Source organism: Tatumella sp. UCD-D_suzukii (genome assembly GCF_000611875.2).
In the GTDB taxonomy this organism is placed as follows: Bacteria; Pseudomonadota; Gammaproteobacteria; order Enterobacterales; family Enterobacteriaceae; genus Tatumella; species Tatumella ptyseos.
On record NZ_JFJX01000067.1, the window covers coordinates 132,571 to 151,906 of the forward strand.

At 52.0% G+C, this 19,336-nt stretch carries 16 protein-coding genes; 5 read left to right on the top strand and 11 right to left on the bottom strand.

Annotation, left to right across the window (positions count from 1 at the left end; genetic code table 11):
• Positions 1-11: 11 nt before the first annotated feature.
• Together arcA and argF are read right to left on the bottom strand one after the other, a co-directional pair.
• Positions 12-1,232, bottom strand: a complete 1,221-nt coding sequence (gene arcA / locus CG67_RS15745; RefSeq protein WP_025903891.1) for an arginine deiminase — start codon at positions 1,230-1,232, stop codon at positions 12-14.
• 623 nt (positions 1,233-1,855) lie between these two features.
• Positions 1,856-2,863, bottom strand: coding sequence for an ornithine carbamoyltransferase (gene argF / locus CG67_RS15750; protein ID WP_025903892.1), 1,008 nt, complete (start codon positions 2,861-2,863; stop codon positions 1,856-1,858).
• Between the two features lie 179 nt (positions 2,864-3,042).
• Between argF and rraB the strand changes: the two genes are divergently transcribed.
• The 3 genes from rraB to CG67_RS15765 all read left to right on the top strand — a co-directional run bounded on the left by rraB (position 3,043) and on the right by CG67_RS15765 (position 4,719).
• A complete protein-coding gene (gene rraB, locus CG67_RS15755; protein WP_025903893.1) occupies positions 3,043-3,468 on the top strand; it encodes a ribonuclease E inhibitor RraB in 426 nt (141 codons plus the stop codon).
• A 91-nt stretch (positions 3,469-3,559) separates the two neighbouring features.
• The gene (miaE, locus tag CG67_RS15760) at positions 3,560-4,324 is read left to right on the top strand and encodes a tRNA isopentenyl-2-thiomethyl-A-37 hydroxylase MiaE (protein WP_025903894.1); all 765 of its coding nucleotides are present in this window, start codon (positions 3,560-3,562) and stop codon (positions 4,322-4,324) included.
• A gap of 185 nt (positions 4,325-4,509) precedes the next feature.
• Positions 4,510-4,719: a YdgH/BhsA/McbA-like domain containing protein gene (locus CG67_RS15765; RefSeq protein WP_025903895.1), complete on the top strand. Its 210-nt coding sequence runs from the start codon at positions 4,510-4,512 to the stop codon at positions 4,717-4,719.
• A gap of 278 nt (positions 4,720-4,997) precedes the next feature.
• Here CG67_RS15765 and CG67_RS15770 read toward each other — a convergent pair whose 3' ends face one another.
• The 7 genes from CG67_RS15770 to CG67_RS15800 all read right to left on the bottom strand — a co-directional run bounded on the left by CG67_RS15770 (position 4,998) and on the right by CG67_RS15800 (position 11,392).
• On the bottom strand, positions 4,998-6,035 hold the full coding sequence (locus CG67_RS15770) for an acyl-CoA--6-aminopenicillanic acid acyl-transferase (protein ID WP_025903896.1): 1,038 nt from the start codon (positions 6,033-6,035) through the stop codon (positions 4,998-5,000).
• 23 nt (positions 6,036-6,058) lie between these two features.
• Positions 6,059-6,784, bottom strand: coding sequence for a glutamine ABC transporter ATP-binding protein GlnQ (gene glnQ / locus CG67_RS15775; protein ID WP_025903897.1), 726 nt, complete (start codon positions 6,782-6,784; stop codon positions 6,059-6,061).
• Between the two features lie 2 nt (positions 6,785-6,786).
• Complete coding sequence (gene glnP, locus CG67_RS15780) at positions 6,787-7,443, bottom strand: glutamine ABC transporter permease GlnP (protein ID WP_025903898.1); 657 nt, start codon at positions 7,441-7,443, stop codon at positions 6,787-6,789.
• Between the two features lie 54 nt (positions 7,444-7,497).
• Positions 7,498-8,250, bottom strand: coding sequence for a glutamine ABC transporter substrate-binding protein GlnH (gene glnH / locus CG67_RS15785; RefSeq protein WP_074011264.1), 753 nt, complete (start codon positions 8,248-8,250; stop codon positions 7,498-7,500).
• A 273-nt stretch (positions 8,251-8,523) separates the two neighbouring features.
• Positions 8,524-9,084: a carboxymuconolactone decarboxylase family protein gene (locus CG67_RS15790; RefSeq protein ID WP_025903900.1), complete on the bottom strand. Its 561-nt coding sequence runs from the start codon at positions 9,082-9,084 to the stop codon at positions 8,524-8,526.
• A complete protein-coding gene (locus tag CG67_RS15795; protein WP_025903901.1) occupies positions 9,081-10,421 on the bottom strand; it encodes an aspartate aminotransferase family protein in 1,341 nt (446 codons plus the stop codon). Before CG67_RS15795 ends, CG67_RS15790 begins: the two co-directional genes overlap by 4 nt.
• Before the next feature lie 107 nt (positions 10,422-10,528).
• Positions 10,529-11,392 carry a MurR/RpiR family transcriptional regulator gene (locus CG67_RS15800; protein ID WP_025903902.1) on the bottom strand — a complete coding sequence of 288 codons (864 nt, stop codon included), beginning with the start codon at positions 11,390-11,392 and terminating at the stop codon, positions 10,529-10,531.
• Between the two features lie 1,137 nt (positions 11,393-12,529).
• Between CG67_RS15800 and CG67_RS15805 the strand changes: the two genes are divergently transcribed.
• Both CG67_RS15805 and CG67_RS15810 read left to right on the top strand, forming a co-directional pair.
• Positions 12,530-14,527: a lipase family protein gene (locus CG67_RS15805; protein ID WP_235501145.1), complete on the top strand. Its 1,998-nt coding sequence runs from the start codon at positions 12,530-12,532 to the stop codon at positions 14,525-14,527.
• Positions 14,511-15,275 (top strand): hypothetical protein, encoded by a 765-nt coding sequence (locus CG67_RS15810; protein ID WP_025903904.1) that lies wholly within the window; start codon positions 14,511-14,513, stop codon positions 15,273-15,275. The genes CG67_RS15805 and CG67_RS15810 overlap by 17 nt, the downstream gene beginning before the upstream one ends.
• Positions 15,276-15,602: 327 nt before the next feature.
• Here CG67_RS15810 and CG67_RS18195 read toward each other — a convergent pair whose 3' ends face one another.
• Together CG67_RS18195 and CG67_RS15815 are read right to left on the bottom strand one after the other, a co-directional pair.
• Positions 15,603-16,088, bottom strand: a complete 486-nt coding sequence (locus tag CG67_RS18195) for a putative adhesin (protein WP_338116812.1) — start codon at positions 16,086-16,088, stop codon at positions 15,603-15,605.
• Between the two features lie 389 nt (positions 16,089-16,477).
• Positions 16,478-19,333 carry a valine--tRNA ligase gene (locus CG67_RS15815; RefSeq protein ID WP_025903905.1) on the bottom strand — a complete coding sequence of 952 codons (2,856 nt, stop codon included), beginning with the start codon at positions 19,331-19,333 and terminating at the stop codon, positions 16,478-16,480.
• Positions 19,334-19,336 lie beyond the last annotated feature (3 nt).

The window sequence follows — 19,336 nt, forward strand, 5'->3', positions numbered from 1 at the left end:
CTCCTTGTTATTCAGATCCCGTCTCTTTCCAGCGGGCAGCTCATACACCTTGCTCCGCCACGGCCACGTCCGAGTTCATCACCGGCAATTGGCAGTACAGTGATCCCGGCCTGGTCATACTTTTCATTGGTCCGTAAATTACGCTCGTAGCTGACGACGACGCCCGGACGCAGGGTGAGGACATTGTTGGCATCGTTCCATTGCTCCCGTTCTGCTTCAAAACGGTCGCCGCCGGTAGTGATCACCCGTACCTGATCGATCTCCAGGGCTTTTTCCAGCGCGATAAGGTAATTCGCTTCTGCTGTACGGATTAAGCCGCCTTTACCGTCAGGCGTTAAGATCCAGCAAGGCATGCCGGTATTAATGATTTGCGGATAGACGGAGAAAGTGTCGATATCCAGGTGGGTCATCACGGTGTCGAGATGCATACAGGAGCGTTGTTTCGGTAGCTCCATAACGACCACGCGTTTTGCCTGATGGTGACGGAAGAGGGAGAGAGCCAGAAATTCGATTCCCTGAGCCGTGGTACGTTCTGAAAGACCGATAAGGACACTGCCACGACCTGCCACCAGCACATCGCCACCTTCCAGTGTGGCATGGTCATAGTGACGATCTTCATCACCGTAATATTTAATAAAGTCACCACCCGCAAAGGCCGGGTGCCAGCGATAGATAGCCCGCAGATTATAGGTTTCACGCTGTCTGGCAATTTTTGCCATCGGATTAATGCTGACCCCCTGATAAATCCAGCATGAGGTATCGCGGGTAAATAAATGGTTGGGCAAAGGGCGGGTAATAAAGTCATCCGTCGTGCTACTGCGACCGGTAATACTGCAGATTTCCTGAGGGACTTCATCCCGGGTCAGTCCCCCGGTCAGATGACGGGCAAGCTCCCGGTGAGACATCTGACCCAGCCAGTTGCGGATCTCTTCAGCAAAGCCCGGGCCTAAGCGGTAGTCGGAAATCTGTTGCTGCAATAACCAGCGTTTTGCTTCAGGAACATCCAGTGTCCGGGTCAGTAAATCGGTCAATAATAATACTTCCACCCCCTGTGCCCGCAGGACTGCGGCAAAGCGGTCATGTTCTTTTCCGGCCCGTTCGACGTCTAATACATCATCAAATAATAAATCCTGACAATTTTCCGGAGTCAGCCGTTGCAGGCTAAGGTTCGGACGATGCAGCAGAACGCTGCGTAATGTGCCAATCTCTGAACCGACATAATGCCTTTCCATAGATACTCCTTATCGGTGGAAATACCCAGCGTAACCGGAAAAATTATCCGGTGCTGATACTGAAAACATCCAGAAAATAATCAAACAGAGAGGGGGGAGATGTGATGAAAATCAAATAAAAACAGCGAACCGTCACTGGTTAACCTGTTTATGATTCACGTCATTAATTAGTGTTTTTTCTGTTTTTATAAAATGAAAATATATTCATTAAACAGGAGTAAATATTGATATGGGTATGAATAAGGGGATGTGTTTTAAAGCTTATTTATTCTATCTGTTTGAATAATAATGACTTAATTTTGTGGGGTGAATAATAATGCATTTTTCAGAGTGATTATTTTTTCTCGCGGGACGTCAGTGGAATAGTTATTCGTTCTTTTCCGGAAGAATTGTTTTTTATATTTATGATCAGAAGAGGATATTTAAAATTATGTTTTAATAAACAACTCGTTATCCACCCTGGATAAGTCTGTAATGTTCAGGTTATGCAGGAGTAATGAATAGTATTCACGAAATGTTGAGAAAGAAACAGGGAGGAAAAAAATAATTATGCGTTGATCAACTCAGAAGATCATAAAAAAGAACGGACCACGGTAAATCCCGTCGCCCGTCTGTTCAGCGGGTTATTGCTGGCCCAGCGTAGCTACCATCACCGCTTTAATGGTATGCATCCGGTTTTCGGCCTGATCAAAGACAACACTGTGCTCTGATTCAAACACATCGTTAGTGACTTCAATCCCTGAGCTGAAACCGTATTGCTCAGCCATTTGTTTACCCATGCTGGTCTGATCATCATGGAACGCAGGCAGACAGTGCAGGAATTTGACGTCAGGGTTGCCGGTCAGTGACAGCATCTGTGCGTTCACCTGATAAGGGCTGAGCAGAGCAATCCGTTCGGCCCAGGTTTCTTTGGGTTCGCCCATCGACACCCAGACATCCGTATAGATAAAGTCAGCGCCTTTGACGCCGTCTTCGATAGATTCTGTCAGCGTGATTTTACCGCCGGTCTTTTGTGCTGCGTGGCGACACTCTTCGACCAGGGCCTCTTCCGGCCAGCAGGCTTTTGGTGCCACCAGGCGTAAATCCAGACCGGTCAGTGCTGCCGCTTCCAGCATACTGTTGCCCATATTGTTACGGGCATCACCGACGTACACCAGCGTCATGTCTGTCCAGGCTTTGCCTGGCAGATGCTCCTGCATCGTCAGCAGATCGGCCAGCAGCTGGGTCGGGTGAAATTCAGTGGTCAGTCCGTTCCATACCGGGACACCGGCATATTCTGCCAGTGTTTCAACAATTTCCTGCTCATATCCACGGTACTGGATGCCGTCATACATGCGGCCCAGTACACGGGCAGTATCTTTAATCGATTCTTTATGGCCAATCTGGTTGCCGCTGGCACCCAGCCAGGTAACTCTGGCTCCCTGATCGTAAGCGGCAACTTCGAAAGAGCAACGGGTACGGGTCGAATCTTTTTCGAAGATGAGCGCGATGTTCTTACCTTGCAGAGACGGGGACTCTTTGCCCTGCTTCTTATCCTGCTTTAGCCGGGCGGCCAGTTGCACCAGTTCATTCAGTTCGGCAGGGGTAAAATCTAACAGTCTCAGGAAATGGCGCTGATACAGCTTACTCATACATCACTCCGGGTAGCGATAAATTATCTGAATTAATATTCAATCTATATGTATGAATATTCATTTTCAACCTTATTTTCAGGGATCGTGTGCTTTAGTGTAGTGCCACGCGTAATGCTGTGGGAAAATACCCTTCTATCCGGGGAATATTACCCCTGAACGTACTGAGGAATTTCCCTATGACATTCGAAGCATTTATGGAAGAACAGCGTGAAGAGACACGCGAAATCATTGAAGAATTACTGGAAGACGGTAGCGATCCGGATGCGCTCTATACCGTAGAACATCATTTATCCTGCGACAGCTTTGACGCACTGGAAAAAGCCGCCGTTGATGCATTCAAACTGGGCTACGAAGTCACTGACCCGGAAGAGCTGGAACTGGAAGATGGCACCACCGTGATGTGTGTGGATATCATCAGTGAAATTGCACTGAAAGATGAGCTGATCAATGCCCAGATCGAACAGCTGGTCAAAGTCGCCGGAAAATATAACGTTGACTACGATGGCTGGGGCACCTACTTCGAAGATCCGGATGCTGAAGACGAAGATGAAGAAGGCGATGACGAAGATACCTCCGCAGAGGATGCCCCCGTCCGCCACTGACCGGTCTCTTCTGACGGTATTTTTCCCCTGGTCTGACGGTATCGTGAGGCCAGGGCGTTTTATCCGCCCTGATTTTCAAAGTCACTGAACCATGAATTACGCCGCTCTCGTTGCTCCCCTGTTACAGTTTTTACATTGCCGGACGCCACAGGCCTGGATTGATGAAGCATCCAGACCGGAAAACCTGCCGCTATTATTAACCGATCACCTGACCTGTGAACTGAAAGCGGCCCAGACTGCGGCGTGGCTTATCCGTAAATACGTTGCCGATAAACCCGGCGCGGAAACCCTGATGCGCTGGCTGGCACCGTACGAAAATTTTGTCTACCGTGAGCATCCGGACAGTGATTTTATTCATGCCCATCGCCATCTGGGGAAAAACATTACCCGGCATGACGCTTTTCCCGGCGCAGATGACCTGATTGATAAAATGGTGTTGTTAATTAAAGAAGAATTACATCACTTTTATCAGGTACTGGAGATCATGCAGTCCCGTGGCATTGAGTATCATAAAATCACCGCCAGCCGTTATGCGAAGGGATTATTGCGTGAAGTGACAACGCATGAACCAGACACGCTAATCGATAAGCTTATCTGTGGTGCCTATATTGAAGCACGCTCCTGCGAACGCTTTTATGCGCTGGCTCCTTATCTGGAACCCGGGCTGGCCAGCTTTTATCGGTCGCTGCTGCGTTCCGAAGCCCGCCATTATCAGGATTACCTCGCACTGGCCTGGCAGATTTCGCCTTATGATATTACGGCCCGGATACAAACGATTGGTGAAGCGGAAGCCCGGCTGATCACTGACGCTGACAGTGAATTACGTTTCCATAGCGGCCCCGTGATCACGGCCTGAAGCGTTCTCTGTTCCCGGGAACGCCCTCTGGCTGCAGATCTTGCCCGTGATAGCACAGAGACATTCATTTTATTTGAATAAGATCAGCAAATCGTTCAGCTTTTAAGCGTACCTCTGCCGGTCTATCATGCAGCGCATCGGGGCCATACCGGCCCTTATCGTGAAGATGAATAAAGGTAATCCTTATGAACTCTGTCAAAACTTTCGTTGCAGTTGCCGCCCTTTCTCTGATTTCTTTCGGCACCTTTGCTCAGACTATCACCACCACCGCCGGGACACTGGATGATGCTGAAGCACAAATCGCGGCGCAGGCGCATAAGAGCGGTGACTCTTACAGAATTACCGAAGCGACCGTGAAAAACTGTGTGCATATGACGGCTGAACTGAATAAATAAGTTTCCTTCCTACCAGTGAGTTAACCACGGGCTGCCTGCCGGCAGCCTGGTAGCAGACCCACTCTCCCTGCGAACTCAATGTCTTTCACTCTGTATTTTTTCCTTAAACCACCGGTGATGCACTCACGCCAGGCAGAGCCATGGCCGACTGAGGGTGATCTTTATCCGGTATTCAGAAAGTCAGTATGCATACCGGCAAGGGATAACTGCGGAGTTGCGGGTGGCCCGGGCACAATAAAAAAGGCTGCGATAGCAGCCTCTGACAAAATACCCGGGGTTCAGATCGTCGCTGAGCCGCGTAAGATGTTACCTTTCAGTACCGGTTGCTGGCGATCCTTACCATAGACTGACCAGCTGACGCCCTCATCACTGAGTTCAAACAACGCTGTCGCCAGGGTATTTTCCTGATCCGGGTCATCTGCCGCCAGGCGGTAAACCGGAAGTGCCTCCTGACTCTGGTCAGAAAGGATCATCAGGCTACGCTTAGCCGACAGTGTCTCGTCTGTAGCCAGCAATGCTTCAATCACCTGCTGACGCGCCGCAGAACTGTCGGTGATCACCTGTTCCGTCGCCTGCTGTTGCGGATGGACCAGATGATTCGCGTGTCCGGTACTGACTTTTAACGGCAGAATACTGCAGCCAGTGCCGGTCGCTTCAATACTGAAGATCCGCGAATCACCGGCACTGGCCAGCATGTGATGGAATGCGCCTGCCCGGTCCGGAGAGGTAAGAACTGCTACCGCCTGGTCCAGGCTCACAGCATTCAGCGCCGCTCTGGCCAGTACCTGACGAGGCAGTCCCTCAGGGCGTTCAATCGCACGGATATTATTGACGGTATTGACAATGCCGTACTGATTTACAGAAAACGTATGTCCGCACAGAGAGCCGGGGTAGGCGAAACTCAGGTAAGACACGCCCTGATCCGGTATCACCTCTGCCAGGAAACACGCATCACGTAACTGCGGGAAGCCATCTTCATTATGTGCAATGACGATGTCATCATGTTCATTACGCCCGGCCAGGGTGGTACAACCATCGGACGTGGAACGTACCAGATCCCCGCGACAGTTCCAGGCAAACACTTCATCAGTATCCGCCTCCAGCCCGCAAGCCAGGCCCTCAATTTCAAGCCAGATGTCCGGATAGTGCAGCTTTACTGCCGCCGCCATGGCCTGTGCCTGTGCGGAATCTTTAAGGGCGGTGACAGTCTGCCACAGAGGCGTCAGCGTAAGCTCCTGGTGCCAGGCAGTGTGCCCCGCCTGGCCCAGTTGTTTTCCGATAGTGAAGGTATCGCCACGGAATGTGAGTTTTTTCATAAACGGGTGCCTGTCCGGAAAGATTACGATACGTGCTGCAGGAATTCCTGCAAACGCGCGCAGCCTTTACCGCTCTCGATCAGTTCTGCCGGCTCGCCGTCTTCTGCAATCGTTCCGCCATCAATAAAGATCAGGCGAGAGGCAACATCGCGGGCAAAGCCGATTTCATGGGTGACAATCACCATGGTCATGCCTTCTTCGGCCAGAGAGCGCATCACCTGCAGCACTTCATGGCGTAATTCAGGGTCCAGTGCAGAGGTTGGTTCATCAAACAGCATCATCTGGGGTTTCACCGCCAGGGCTCTGGCGATGGCAACACGTTGCTGCTGGCCGCCGGAAAGCTCTGAAGGGTAGTGATCGGCCCGGCTTGCCAGACCGACACGTGTCAGCAGTGCCATCGCCTGCTCACGGGCTTCCGCTTTGCTGGTATGGCGGACACGAAGAGGGCCAAACATCACGTTTTCCAGCGCCGTCAGATGCGGGAACAGGTGAAACTGCTGGAAGACCATGCCGGCTTCACGACGAATATCACATTCATTCACGTGCGGGTCGGTCATATGCATTCCGGCGACGATAAGTGCGCCGGAAGAGATCTCTTCCAGTTTGTTGATACAGCGTAATAACGTTGATTTACCGGACCCGGACGGGCCAATGATCACCACGACTTCGCCGGCATCAATCTTCAGATTGATATCATGCAGCACCTGTGTTGAGCCAAAATTTTTCGAGACATTTTGAAATTCAACCATACTCATAAGATATGCATCCTTTTTTCCAGTCTTTTAAGCAGGAAGCTCAGACACAGAGTCACAATCAGATAAAGTGCTGCTACCGCTGTCCATACTTCGAGTGCGCGGAAGTTTCCGGCAATAATTTCCTGGCCCTGACGGGTCAGTTCAGCCACCCCAATCACGATAAACAGTGAGGTGTCTTTAATACTGATGATCCACTGATTACCGAGCGCCGGGATCATACGACGCAGAGCCAGGGGCATGATGATATGCCATGTGGTGGCGCGGGAAGATAATCCCATGGCCAGTCCGGCTTCTTTAAAACCTTTATTAATCGATAAAATCGCGCCACGGGTGATCTCAGCAATATAAGCGCCGGAGTTAATCATAATCGTGACGACAGCGGCGGTGATCGGTTCAATGTGAACCGGCAGCGCTAACGGCAGGGCGAAGTAAATAAACATCACCTGCACCATAATCGGGGTGCCGCGGATAAGTTCGACAAAAACCAGTGATAACGCTTTTGACACCCTGCCGCCCAGTGCGCGACAAACACCGGCAGCCAGGCCGATAACAAAGCCGCCCATCAGGCCGACAATAGAAATAAAGAGGGTCAGCTTTAACCCTTGCAAGAGTATTGGCACGGCTTGCCAGACATAACTGATGTCAAAATTCATAGTATTACCCGTACAGTGTAAAAAAACGGGGCCAGCCATCGCTGGCCCAAAAACTTACTTAGGTTCTTTATCGAACCATTTCAGATAAATTTTGTTATAGGTACCGTCAGCACGTAATGCTTTCAGTGCAGCATCGACACGGGCGGTGTAAGGGCTGTTTTTCTGCAGGGCAAAACCATACTGCTGCGGCAGCACGCTGTCGGTTTCACCGGTGGCTTTAATTTTTCCGTCACCGGCTGTTTTCACGTAGTAAAGAACGTTTGGTGAGTCGTGAACAACGGCATCAATATTACCGGCCTGCAGATCGAGGTAAGCATTGTCGATGTTCGGGAACTCAACGTAATCGGCTTTTACGTGTGCTTTCATAAAGCTGGCTGCCGCAGTCCCTTGTTTCAGGCCAACACGTTTACCGGCCAGATCACTGAACTTAGTGATGCCGGTCGCTGAGCTTTTCACTGCCATCAGCAGGTCAGCGTTATAGTATGGGGAGCTGAAATCCACGACCTGAGCGCGAACCGGTGTAATGGTGATACCCGCCATGGCAACATCGATATTACGCGACTGCAGACCCGGGATCAGACCACTGAAATCCATCGGTTGCAGGGTGTAATCGACGTCCATTTTTTTCGCAATGGCATTCCACAAATCGATATCAAATCCGACGTACTTATCGCCTTGTTTAAATTCAAACGGAACAAACGCAGTATCCACGCCGACGGTTAACTTATCTTTTGCCATCGCATTAAAACTGAATGCTCCGGCCAGTAAAGCTAATGAAATCCCGACAGTATTTATTGTTTTCAGCATAGCGATTCCTTTGTATAGATCGGATGATGTGTGTCAGTCATAGTGATAAAAGCAATATATGTGCCACTATTTTTACTTTCTGATAAAAAAGGAGAGTGAAAAGTAATATTATGATTTTTAATGTTTTTTAATATTACCCGGCGACTCACGGCTGACAGATTTCAGAAAAAAGGGGCAATAACTTTTACTTATAGGGTGATATGTTCGGGGGGCACTTTTTTGGTGCCCCATTTTGGAAGCGGGAGGATCTTTTTGGTGCCTCCCGGCGGTTGACTAAAAACCGTCAGGCATTGACGAGGGGGGCGTTCCGGCACAGTTCATGACCATAGCGAGCAGAGAGTAATAGCCATTGACGCCAATCAGATCCATCACGGCAGTTTCACCAAAATGGCTCACTGCTTCATGCCACAGGCTATCGCTGACTTCCTGCTGTCGGTGTAACTGCTGACAGAAGTGGTACACCAGCCATTCATCTGCGGCTAAGTCATCCGGGGCAGGTTGTTGCTGATTGCGGATCGCCAGAATAGCGGCGGCAGAAATCCCCTGTTGCTGTGCCACCGGCGCATGGATCTCCCACTCCACCGGCTGAGACCAGTGCCTGGCGGTGAGCAGAATCGCCAGCTCGGAAAGCCTTTGTCCGATGGCACTCCGGTAGCGCAGATACTCGCCCAAACGCTGGACATGTGACATCAGCTCGGGACTGCGCAGCAATGCCAGAAACGGGGGCAGCAGTGCCCCCCGCGGGCCATTGATCACCTCTTCTGCTAAGAGACGTTGTCCGGGCGTCCACGCTTCCGGGGCCAGGTCAGGCAGGCGGTGAGTTCGTGCCATCATGACTGTCCCGCCGCTTTAGCGGTTTCCCGGATAATGACCTGTTTCAGTGTGCCCACCACAAAATCGAGCTGCGACTGTTCAATAATAAAAGGCGGAGCAATAAGGATGTGATCCCCTTGCTGTCCGTCAATCGTACCGCCCATCGGGTAGACCATCAGTCCTTTTTCCAGGCAGGCACTTTTGATGGCAGCATGCAATTTGTGTGCAGGATCGAATGCCGTTTTTGTTATTTTATCCCTGACCAGTTCGACGCCGGCGAATAATCCGCGTCCGCGGGTATCTCCGACAAAATCCAGACCGGCCAGTTCGGCATGTAATTGCTGTAGCAGATAATTTCCCTGGTGTTGCACGCGACTCAATAAGTTTTCCCGCTCGATCACCTGCTGGACGGCCAGCGCTGCCGCGGCGGCGGTAGGATGGCAGATATAGGTATGACCATGCTGGAACATTCCGCTACCGTTACGCAGCGGTTCCATAACTTTATCGCTGACCAGTACGGCGCCAATCGGTTGATATCCGCCGCCCAGTCCTTTCGCCACTGTTACGATATCCGGGACCACATTGTCCTGTTCAAAAGCATGCAGTGTTCCGGTCCGGCCCATACCGCACATCACTTCATCAGCGATGTACAACAGGCCATATTTGTCACAAAGTTTCCTTACCCCCGCGAAATACCCCGGGGTCGGCGGTACAGCACCGGTCGTGGCGCCGCTGACGGTTTCGGCGATAAAACCGATAATTTTGTCCGCACCGGTATCAAGAATGGTCTGTTCCAGTTCGTTCAGCAGACGTTGGGTATACTGTTGTTCGCTTTCTTCCGGCAGGCGATCACGGTAGGCATTACAGGCAGAGACCCGCGCCACATCCATCAGCAGAGGGGCAAATTGCTTACGACGCCACTCATTGCCTCCGACGGCGAGGGCACCCAGCGTATTCCCGTGGTAGCTCTGACGGCGGCCGATAAAGGTGGTTTTTTCAGGTTGCCCGGTTTCCACGCAATACTGCCTGGCCAGTTTCAGTGCCGTTTCTACCGCTTCAGAACCCCCGGAAACGAAATAAACAGAATTCAGATCCCCGGGAGCCGTACGTACCAACTGGTCGGCCAGTTGCTCCGCGGCATCACTGGTAAAAAATCCGGTATGTGCATAAGCCAGCGTATCAATCTGCTGATGCAGGGCCGCCAGCACATCAGGATGACCATGACCCAGGCAGGAAACGGCTGCTCCGCCGCAGGCATCAAGGTAACGTTTTCCGGAACGATCGGTGATCCACACCCCTTGTGCAGAGGCGGCAACAGGGGGGGTAACCTTCAGACTGCGGTGAATAATATGGCTCATAGTGATCCTGTGGCGGCGATAAGCAGGGGAACTCCCCCCCGGACAGGGATCATACTCTCAGATCCATTTGAATCATTCAATCAATTAATGATTCAAATGGATCATTTTTAGGAGCTCTGTTTCCCGGGGAGGATATAGGTCCCGGAATCAATCAGATAGCGTTCAGCACTTTCTATGCGACGGATAGCGTCTTCGCCATGTCTGGCGACCAGCGCAGCCATAAGACATTCGGCAAGTCCCATCGCAGAAACAACAGAGGGGAAAAATGACGGGCTATGGGTGGAAAAAAGCAGGGTACAGGCAGCCGCCTGTGCCAGCGGGGACACTGCCGAATCTGTCACTGCAATCAGCGTCGCCCCGGCAGCTTGTGCATACGCGATGATTTGCAGCGTTTCGCGGGAGTAAGGCGCGAAACCGCTGATCATCACCACATCATCGGCACTGATCTCCCGGGTAAAAATCTCCTGATTATTGGCCAGCCCGTCAATCAGCGAGACGTGCCGGTGAAAGAGACGATAAATATAATGCAGTGACCAGGCGACAGAGAAGCTGGCGCGGAATCCGCAGATATAGACATGTGAGGCATTATCCAGCAGGGTAACGGCTTGCTCCAGGGCTTCCCGGTTATTATCCCTGGTCTGTTGCAGGTTAGTACCGAAGGCAGAGAAGACTTCATCATACAACGCCGGGTGCTGTTCTTTATCCTGCAATCCGTAGGCCCGTGAAGCATAGCTATCATCCGCCAGTCCCAGGGATTGTATAAAGGCCGATTTGAGTTCCCCCCAGCCCTGATACCCCAGGCGTTGAGCCAGCCGCAGCAGAGTGGCAGGTTTAACGCCTGCACTCCCGGCAAAGGCGCGCATTGACAGCACCACCAGCTCGCTGCTGTGTTCCAGGACAAACTCCGCGGCTTTTTGCAGTTCCGGGGTCAGCGCGGGGTAGAGTTCAACAATAATTTTTCGCGGGTCCATGTCGGCCTTTCTCCGGGTTTCGGGGTCGGCAGGGATGATACCTTGCCCCGGAGGGTAAGGGAAAGTGGCTGATTGGGGAGCCGGTGAAAACCGGGGGATTTTTATCTCAGGGTTGTGAGTGTTCGGTTCATCTGTGTGTTTTTTAATCAGCGCGGTGAGTGTTCCGTTCGCTTTATAATAAGGCATGCTGCCTGTAATCCGCTGCGGGCGACCGGGCAAAGGGCGCATGGCCGCGCCCTCTGCACTCCCGGCCTTGCGACAAGCCTGCCCGCCGCTACGCGGTACCTTCACTTACTCATATGTCCTTTACGGACCGGTCATGATTCGCTCCTGCTCAGCATGACCTCTCGCCGCGTCCCTGCGGCTCGCCCTGGCCACATTCGCTCGCTCAGCGGTGCGATGTCGCGGTAATTCACCGGATTGGTAGCCCGGAGAAAACCGGGAGATTTTTGTCTCAGGGTTGTGAGTGTTAGGTTCATCTGTAATTTTTTAAACCCGCAGTAGCTTCATGGCTGAAAATGAGTGAACGAATGAGCCAGGAGGCGAGTATTGCGATTACTCCTGGGAGACATATCACACCTGTCACATGAAGCACTTTCCTGCATCACGACTGCGCCGTAGCATACACTCCGCTAGCGCTCCATGACTGGTTAAGGGCTCCGCCCCGAAACCCGCACTGGCGAAGGGGCCGGGCCTGTCGATTACCTACCGCGAGAGCGCCAGCACGCTGAGGGGAGCATAACAGGGCAGAAAATCCGGTTGCTGAGCGCCTTAGAACAGCTATAGCTGAATTGCCCGATCAGGCCGGACGAGTGAGATAGCCCCTTCGGGGAATTGCAGACGATGTGTGGTCTTATGCCCGGGATAACAAGTGGCTGAGCGGACAACTGAGTTATTTGAGCCGGTAAGTACGAGGTGGTGGCAGCGTATGTGCGAGTGGTGCATGAACAGCGTCAGAACGAACTGACACAAGAACGTGACTATCCGGAGCCACCGTTGGAACTGTGGAGGTAATTTGAGCTAAGTCCTGTCAGGAAGCGGATGGGCTGATTTTAACCACTCAAAATACAGGGAATGAGTATAGTGATGACCGCCGATAACACTTGTTTCACCAGCCTTATACCGACGTCTAAGACTGTGACATGCGGAAAGCAGAAGCTTTACTGGCTGGAGCTTCAGTTTGTGGACGAGGGCAACCAGCCGGTATCCGGCCTGAAGGTCCAGCTGGAATATCATCCGCTGGCTACGGCGGCGGAACTGGCGCTGTGGGCCAGGGATGACCATACCTGGTTTGATCCCACACCTCCCCCGAATCCGCCCGCCGGCATCACTGACCGTCAGGGTCTGGTGCGGTTCGACGACCTGTACTGGCTGGCTGTAAACGTGAAAACGGACGGGCAGCAGCTGGCCGATATCATGGAGCAGCGGCCGCTGGGCCTCCGGAGAAACCCGAACAGCCAGCCGGTGAGCGGAAACGCCTTTCGTCGTGAGACGCGGGACATGAACTGGCGCTCAGACGTGCAGGAGAAAGCGGAGGCCGCCGGCCACCACCATCACTATGTGACCATCGGGGAACTGTGCGACCGGTTGCCGGAAATGCCGGGCTGGGACGGGGCTGAGCCACCGGTGTTCCATTTTCCGCCAGGAAAGGCGCTGAAAGGGACGGAAATTGCGCGGGATGTGCTGGAGCAGCGTCATGTGATAGAAATCTGCCCGTTCCGGGCGTGGGTGTTGTCCCTGCATGATACGAAAGACTATGATCTGGCGAACGCGCTGAACCTGGGCATCATGGCCGATCTGGCGTATTCCGCTGAGGCTAAGAACCCGACAATCGATTATTTTTTCCGGCGGAAGTGTCAGGATATGTCTTGCCTGCCGCAGCTTGCGAAATACCCGAATTATTTTCACACACTATCAGTGGATGTGCCGTTCCGGGAAAGGTATCAGCCTCCGGTCTACCTGAACACCGGGGAAGGGGGGGAAGGTGATACCCGCCTGTTTACGGTGGAATGTGCTGCGCATGTGCTGGTCGCCTGGTGTGGTACCGACAGCCTGCTGAACCTCCTGACCGATTTGTCCTTTGCCCCGAAGCGGTGTCTGCCGGAGCTGGCCGGGGCAGGGAGCGTGCACGGTGGTTTTTTGGAAGCCTATCAGCTGGTTAATAGGAAGTTTGAAGATAAATTTAATGCTCTAAAAACAATAATAAAAAAGCACAAGCCCTTATTTATTTGTGGCCACAGTCTGGGCGGGGCACTGGCGCTGTTATATGCTTCTGAGATGAAAGCCTTTAGCCCTGTACTGTATAGCTACGGGATGCCAAGAACCTTTACCCGCGCGGCGATCGTCTCTCTTGGCGGCATCACGCATTACCGGCATGTCAACGACAATGACACCATCACGCAGATCCCGCCGGATGCCGATCTCGATAATATGTTCTACGAGAAGTGGGGGCCGCTGGGTGACAAGCTGGGATTTGACTGGTCACTGACCACCGCAGCCGGATTCAGCGTGGCGGTAAGGGATCTGACATACCAGTCTGTAGGGCTTATGGAGAAAAAAGATCCTTACTGGCATCATGGCAGTACGGTGATATTTTTCCGGGCGCAGCAGTGCGCGATGCGGGCCGCCAGTTCTTACCGGAAAAGTCTGGTCGACGGGCAGGCATATACCCGGCATTTTGTAGCCACCAAGCTGTATGTGGTGCCGTCCCTGAATGAAGATTGTCTGAAATCTACCGGTGAGCATCAGGCGGCGTTTATCCGGTGTCTTAATCCGGCCAGCCTGGCAAAGACCTTTCCGCAGAATACTAACCCGGCCCTGAACGGTATCGGAACCGACCCCCGCAGCCATTCGATGACACACCGGTACCTGCCCTACATCCACAATCAGTTGCTGGAACTGGCCGATCCGGCCAGGGACATGGTTAGGAAAGAGATGCGGGTTATGTTCCGGGAGGAGGTTAAGAAAGGCGCGGCCTACAGTAACCCGGAAGAGGTTGAACGTAACCGCCAGTTTCTGGCACTTCAGGATATGTTGTCGGTGACGCTGAGGCGAACACAGGCAGAAGAAACAGGGAAAAATGCCCTGCTGCGCTTTGCGGCGGTAACGGAGGAAGAAGTTGAATTCTCTCAGTAAAATCGCTGTCATTGCGTGCGCTATGACGCTGCTTTCCGGCTGTGATAATCGCCCGGACCGGACTCTCTCTCCTCCTGCTGGCACAAAGTGGGTGGATGTGACTTTTCGGGTCCCTGAGGGAAGTTTGCTGCAGCCCGCTGAGCTGCTATACCGTTCGGTGCAGTGCAAATCTGTCCGCTATAACTCCAGCAATGAGCCGCATGATATACCAGGCTATAACGACGTTGAGCGGACATTCGGTGTACCTGATGGTGATAATGTCCGGCGTCTGCGGGTTGCTATAGATGGTGGCGGTCCGTGTCAGTGGCAACTGAACTCGCTGAAAGTGAGCTTCAGGATCGCGGACGATGCTCCTCTGGTGAAGGGAAAAAAGGTTATCGAAACAAATTATATCTTTGATTTCGGGGACTATGGTCTCAGTGATGGCTATGGGACTGGCAGGGCACGGAATGTCTCCGGGGCTCTGGATATAAAGACAAATTTTTTTCCGATGATAACAAAATTCACTATTAACGATATTAGTATGAAATTTTTCGGTGGTGATACAGCCACTGAAAAGTGGCGTAGGCGTTTCCGGCTTGACGATACTAATCATATATCTATTAAACCGATTGTTCACCTGACTAGGATTGTTACCCTGGAACCACCCGTTAAAACTGATAATTGGACGGCAATATACCCGGATGGAAGTTGTTCGGAAATTCCCCGCATTGACCCTGACTATGACAAATTGCTGTCGATGAAATAGGCGATATATGCACTGATTAGCTTAAGGAGTAATTTATCGTCCACTCATAAGTCACCTCTTGATAGTGACGTTATAGCCTTTGAGCGTATCCGAATCTATTAAGCTACTTACACAGTACGTATAACGGGCGGAAAAAGCTCAGAGCGGATAACCGGGGAACCGGATAATTTATTTGTGTCAGCACGGTGAGTATTCCGTTCGCTTTATAATAAGGCATACTGCCTTAGCCCCGCTGCGGGCGACCGGGCAGGGGGCGCATGGTCGCGCCCTCTGCACTCCGGGCTGTGTATTCAGTGCCGGTGCCTGTTATCGCTATTTATAAATCAATCAGATCCCCGACGATGTGAATCGCATAGCTCTGCAGGAGAGAAAATGGATTTCGCGATAAGGCAATTCACCTGTTCTGACGGCATCAAAAATATGCTGAGTAGTGATAGTATCGACCGGAAGGATAACATCACAGTGGCCACCGGGGCGGGGAGTACATGCACGTCCTACCGCCATATCGGCTCGCAGCATGTAGTTTTTTACTACACTTCTCCCTGAATAATCTTTTATCGGTGAAGGTGAATCGTTCCTCTGTAACTGCTCATACAGGCCCATGACCTGACGGTTTGAGATAGTTTCGCCATGCCTGACATACCAGTTAGCCGTCACATTGGGCGGTATATGTGTCATCATCGTCATGCTGCCGAAAATAAAATATGAAGGTACAAATCTCCCGTGACTAATCACAGCGACCCGGCGGGCAGGGTAGGGGTTGCACCTGCGTACTATTATACGTTTTCCATTAATAAACTGAGTCAATTCCATTTGAAATACCTTTTCGGGATGGTTTTATGATAAGGCTTTTCCGTTGTCAGGATTTTACCGGCAGATGAGCAAATAATGCCGGGCTGTCGCCGTTTCCCTGATCCCCGGGAGACGGCTGACGGATGAATAGCCGTACGTACTCAAGAGTCGCATAGACATATCTCTTGCGTCAGATACCGGACAACGGATGTCTGTTATAACAAAAACCGATTGAACGGACACATAAATAATGCCGGTTTCGTGTATCTGATAATTTAAAATACTTCAGGCGATGGCGGAGTTGTTAATCAATGCCTCTCAGGCAGAGCGGCCACTATATCCGCCGGTTTTCAGACCACGGAGACAAAAAAGCCGGGACATGCCCGGCTTTCTCTTTTACTCAACCTCACTTACAGTGCAGCAATTACTGCCTGCTGTTCGGTCAGTTTGGTTTTGGCCTGCTGCAGGTCGGCTAAGCGCTCACGCTCTTTTTCAACAACCGCCGCCGGGGCACGGGCAACAAAACCTTCGTTGGACAGCTTCGCATTGATTTTTTCAATCTCTACGTCCACTTTGGTCTGCTCTTTTGCCAGACGCTCCAGCTCCGCTTCCTTGTTGACCAGACCGGCCATCGGGATCAGCAACTCAGCACCTTCCACCAGCTTGGTGACCGAGACCGGTCCTTTATCATCGGCTGACAGCAGAGTCAGGCTCTCCAGACGGGCCAGACGCTTCAGGAAGTTACGGTTTTCACCCACGCGGCGAATAACGTCTTCCGTTGCACCGCGTAATAACAGATCCAGAGGCTTGCTCAGGGCAATATTCATCTCTGCACGAATATTACGGACGGCGATGATGGCCTGCTTGATCCACTCGATATCTGCCTGTGCCTGCGCATCTTCTTTATCCGCTTCCCAGGCCGGGAACGGCTGCAGCATGATGGTGTCATCGCTGTTACCGGTCAGCACCTTCACACGTTGCCAGATGGTCTCGGTGATAAACGGAATGATCGGATGTGCCAGACGCAGTAATTCTTCCAGTACGGTGACCAGCGTATGACGAGTACCACGAAGCTCGGCTTCGCTGCCATTGTTCATCACCGGCTTGGTCAGTTCCAGGTACCAGTCGCAGAATTGGTTCCAGGTAAAGTCATACAGCAGGCTGGCCGCGATATCGAAACGATAGCTGTCCAGTGCCTCGCGGTAGGCTTTTACGGTGCGGTTAAATTCGCTCAGGATCCAGCGGTCAGCCAGTGACAGAACTTTCTCGCCACCGTTAAAGCCGCAATCCTGGTCTTCCGTATTCATCAGCACGAAACGGCTGGCGTTCCACAGCTTGTTACAGAAGTTACGGTAGCCTTCAAGACGCTTCATATCCCAGTTGATATCACGACCGGTCGACGCCAGTGCCGCCAGGGTGAAACGCAGGGCATCTGTCCCTGAAGGCTCAATGCCATCCGGGAACTGCTTCTCGGTACGCTTGCGGATTTTTTCCGCCAGCTGAGGCTGCATCATGTTGCCGGTACGTTTTTCGATCAGCTCCGGCAGGGAAATCCCGTCCACCATATCCAGCGGATCGATAACGTTACCCTTCGACTTGGACATTTTCTGTCCTTCGTCATCACGGATAAGCCCGGTCATATAGACCGTTTTAAACGGAACCTGAGGCTTGCCGTTTTCATCTTTCATAAAGTGCATGGTCAGCATGATCATGCGCGCAATCCAGAAGAAAATAATGTCGAAGCCACTGACCACGACGCTGGTCGGGTGGAATGTCCGCAGTGCTTCCGTATTTTCCGGCCAGCCCAGGGTAGAGAAAGTCCACAGACCTGAAGAGAACCAGGTGTCCAGCACATCTTCGTCCTGACGCAGTTCCGCATCTTCCGGCAGATTGTTTTCGGCACGAACTTCCGCTTCAGTACGACCTACATAGACATTACCGTCGTTATCGTACCAGGCCGGAATACGGTGACCCCACCATAACTGACGCGAGATACACCAGTCCTGGATATCACGCATCCATGAGAAATACATATTCTCGTACTGCTTAGGAACGAACTGGATCTCACCGTTTTCTACGGCTTCTACTGCAACCTTCGCCAGCGGAGCGGTACGGACATACCACTGATCGGTCAGCATCGGTTCGATAACGACACCACCACGGTCACCGTAAGGTACGGTCAGATCATGAGGCTTAATTTCTTCCAGCAGACCGGCAACTTCCACTGCGGCCACGATGGCTTTACGGGCCGCAAAACGTTCCAGGCCGGCAAATTCCGCAGGGATGGCGCCATCATAAACGTCGCTCTCTTCGCCGTTCGTATCATACACCTGTGCCTGAGTGCGGATATCGCCATCAAAGGTCAGAATATTGATCATTGGCAGCTGGTGGCGACGCCCGACTTCGTAGTCATTGAAATCGTGTGCCGGAGTGATTTTTACGCAACCGGTACCTTTTTCCATATCGGCATGTTCATCACCGACAATCGGAATACGACGGTTGATTAGCGGTAATACCAGGTATTTGCCAATCAGGTCTTTATAGCGTGGATCTTCAGGGTTAACGGCAACCCCGGTATCCCCCAGCAGGGTTTCCGGACGCGTGGTCGCAACCACCAGGTAATCTTTACCTTCGGCGGTAGTGGCTCCGTCGGCCAGCGGGTAACGGATATGCCACATTGAGCCTTTTGACTCGCGGTTTTCCACTTCCAGGTCTGAAATCGCGGTACGCAGTTTCGGATCCCAGTTCACCAGACGCTTGCCACGATAAATCAGATTTTCTTTATACAGACGGACAAAGACTTCTTTTACCGCATTCGATAACCCGTCATCCATGGTGAAGCGCTCACGCTCCCAGTCCACGGAGTTACCCAGCCGGCGCATCTGACGGGTGATGGTTCCGCCGGATTCGGCTTTCCACTGCCAGATTTTATCGATAAACGCATCACGGCCGTAATCCTGACGGGTTTTACCTTCTTCAGCGGCAATCTTGCGCTCAACGACCATCTGGGTAGCGATACCGGCGTGGTCAGTACCTGCCTGCCACAGGGTATTTTTCCCCTGCATCCGCTGATAGCGGATCATGGTATCCATGATAGTCTGCTGGAATGCGTGACCCATATGCAGGCTGCCGGTAACATTCGGCGGCGGGATCATGATGCAATAGCTTTCCTGGCTCTCATCACCATTCGGTTTGAAGTAGCCTTGCTTTTCCCAGTGCTCGTAAAGCGGCTGTTCTATCTCTTGCGGATTATATGTTTTTTCCATTTC

What these genes read in the sequence shown, in the direction of transcription:
- rraB (WP_025903893.1), top strand. Translation starts at nt 3,043, where the DNA reads ATGACATTCGAAGCATTTATGGAAGAACAGCGTGAAGAGACACGCGAA.
- CG67_RS15765 (WP_025903895.1), top strand. Translation starts at nt 4,510, where the DNA reads ATGAACTCTGTCAAAACTTTCGTTGCAGTTGCCGCCCTTTCTCTGATT.
- arcA (WP_025903891.1), bottom strand. Translation starts at nt 1,232, where the DNA reads ATGGAAAGGCATTATGTCGGTTCAGAGATTGGCACATTACGCAGCGTT.
- glnQ (WP_025903897.1), bottom strand. Translation starts at nt 6,784, where the DNA reads ATGGTTGAATTTCAAAATGTCTCGAAAAATTTTGGCTCAACACAGGTG.
- glnH (WP_074011264.1), bottom strand. Translation starts at nt 8,250, where the DNA reads ATGCTGAAAACAATAAATACTGTCGGGATTTCATTAGCTTTACTGGCC.
- CG67_RS15795 (WP_025903901.1), bottom strand. Translation starts at nt 10,421, where the DNA reads ATGAGCCATATTATTCACCGCAGTCTGAAGGTTACCCCCCCTGTTGCC.
- CG67_RS15800 (WP_025903902.1), bottom strand. Translation starts at nt 11,392, where the DNA reads ATGGACCCGCGAAAAATTATTGTTGAACTCTACCCCGCGCTGACCCCG.
- CG67_RS15770 (WP_025903896.1), bottom strand. Translation starts at nt 6,035, where the DNA reads ATGAAAAAACTCACATTCCGTGGCGATACCTTCACTATCGGAAAACAA.
- glnP (WP_025903898.1), bottom strand. Translation starts at nt 7,443, where the DNA reads ATGAATTTTGACATCAGTTATGTCTGGCAAGCCGTGCCAATACTCTTG.
- CG67_RS18195 (WP_338116812.1), bottom strand. Translation starts at nt 16,088, where the DNA reads ATGGAATTGACTCAGTTTATTAATGGAAAACGTATAATAGTACGCAGG.
- CG67_RS15815 (WP_025903905.1), bottom strand. Translation starts at nt 19,333, where the DNA reads ATGGAAAAAACATATAATCCGCAAGAGATAGAACAGCCGCTTTACGAG.
- miaE (WP_025903894.1), top strand. Translation starts at nt 3,560, where the DNA reads ATGAATTACGCCGCTCTCGTTGCTCCCCTGTTACAGTTTTTACATTGC.
- argF (WP_025903892.1), bottom strand. Translation starts at nt 2,863, where the DNA reads ATGAGTAAGCTGTATCAGCGCCATTTCCTGAGACTGTTAGATTTTACC.
- CG67_RS15790 (WP_025903900.1), bottom strand. Translation starts at nt 9,084, where the DNA reads ATGATGGCACGAACTCACCGCCTGCCTGACCTGGCCCCGGAAGCGTGG.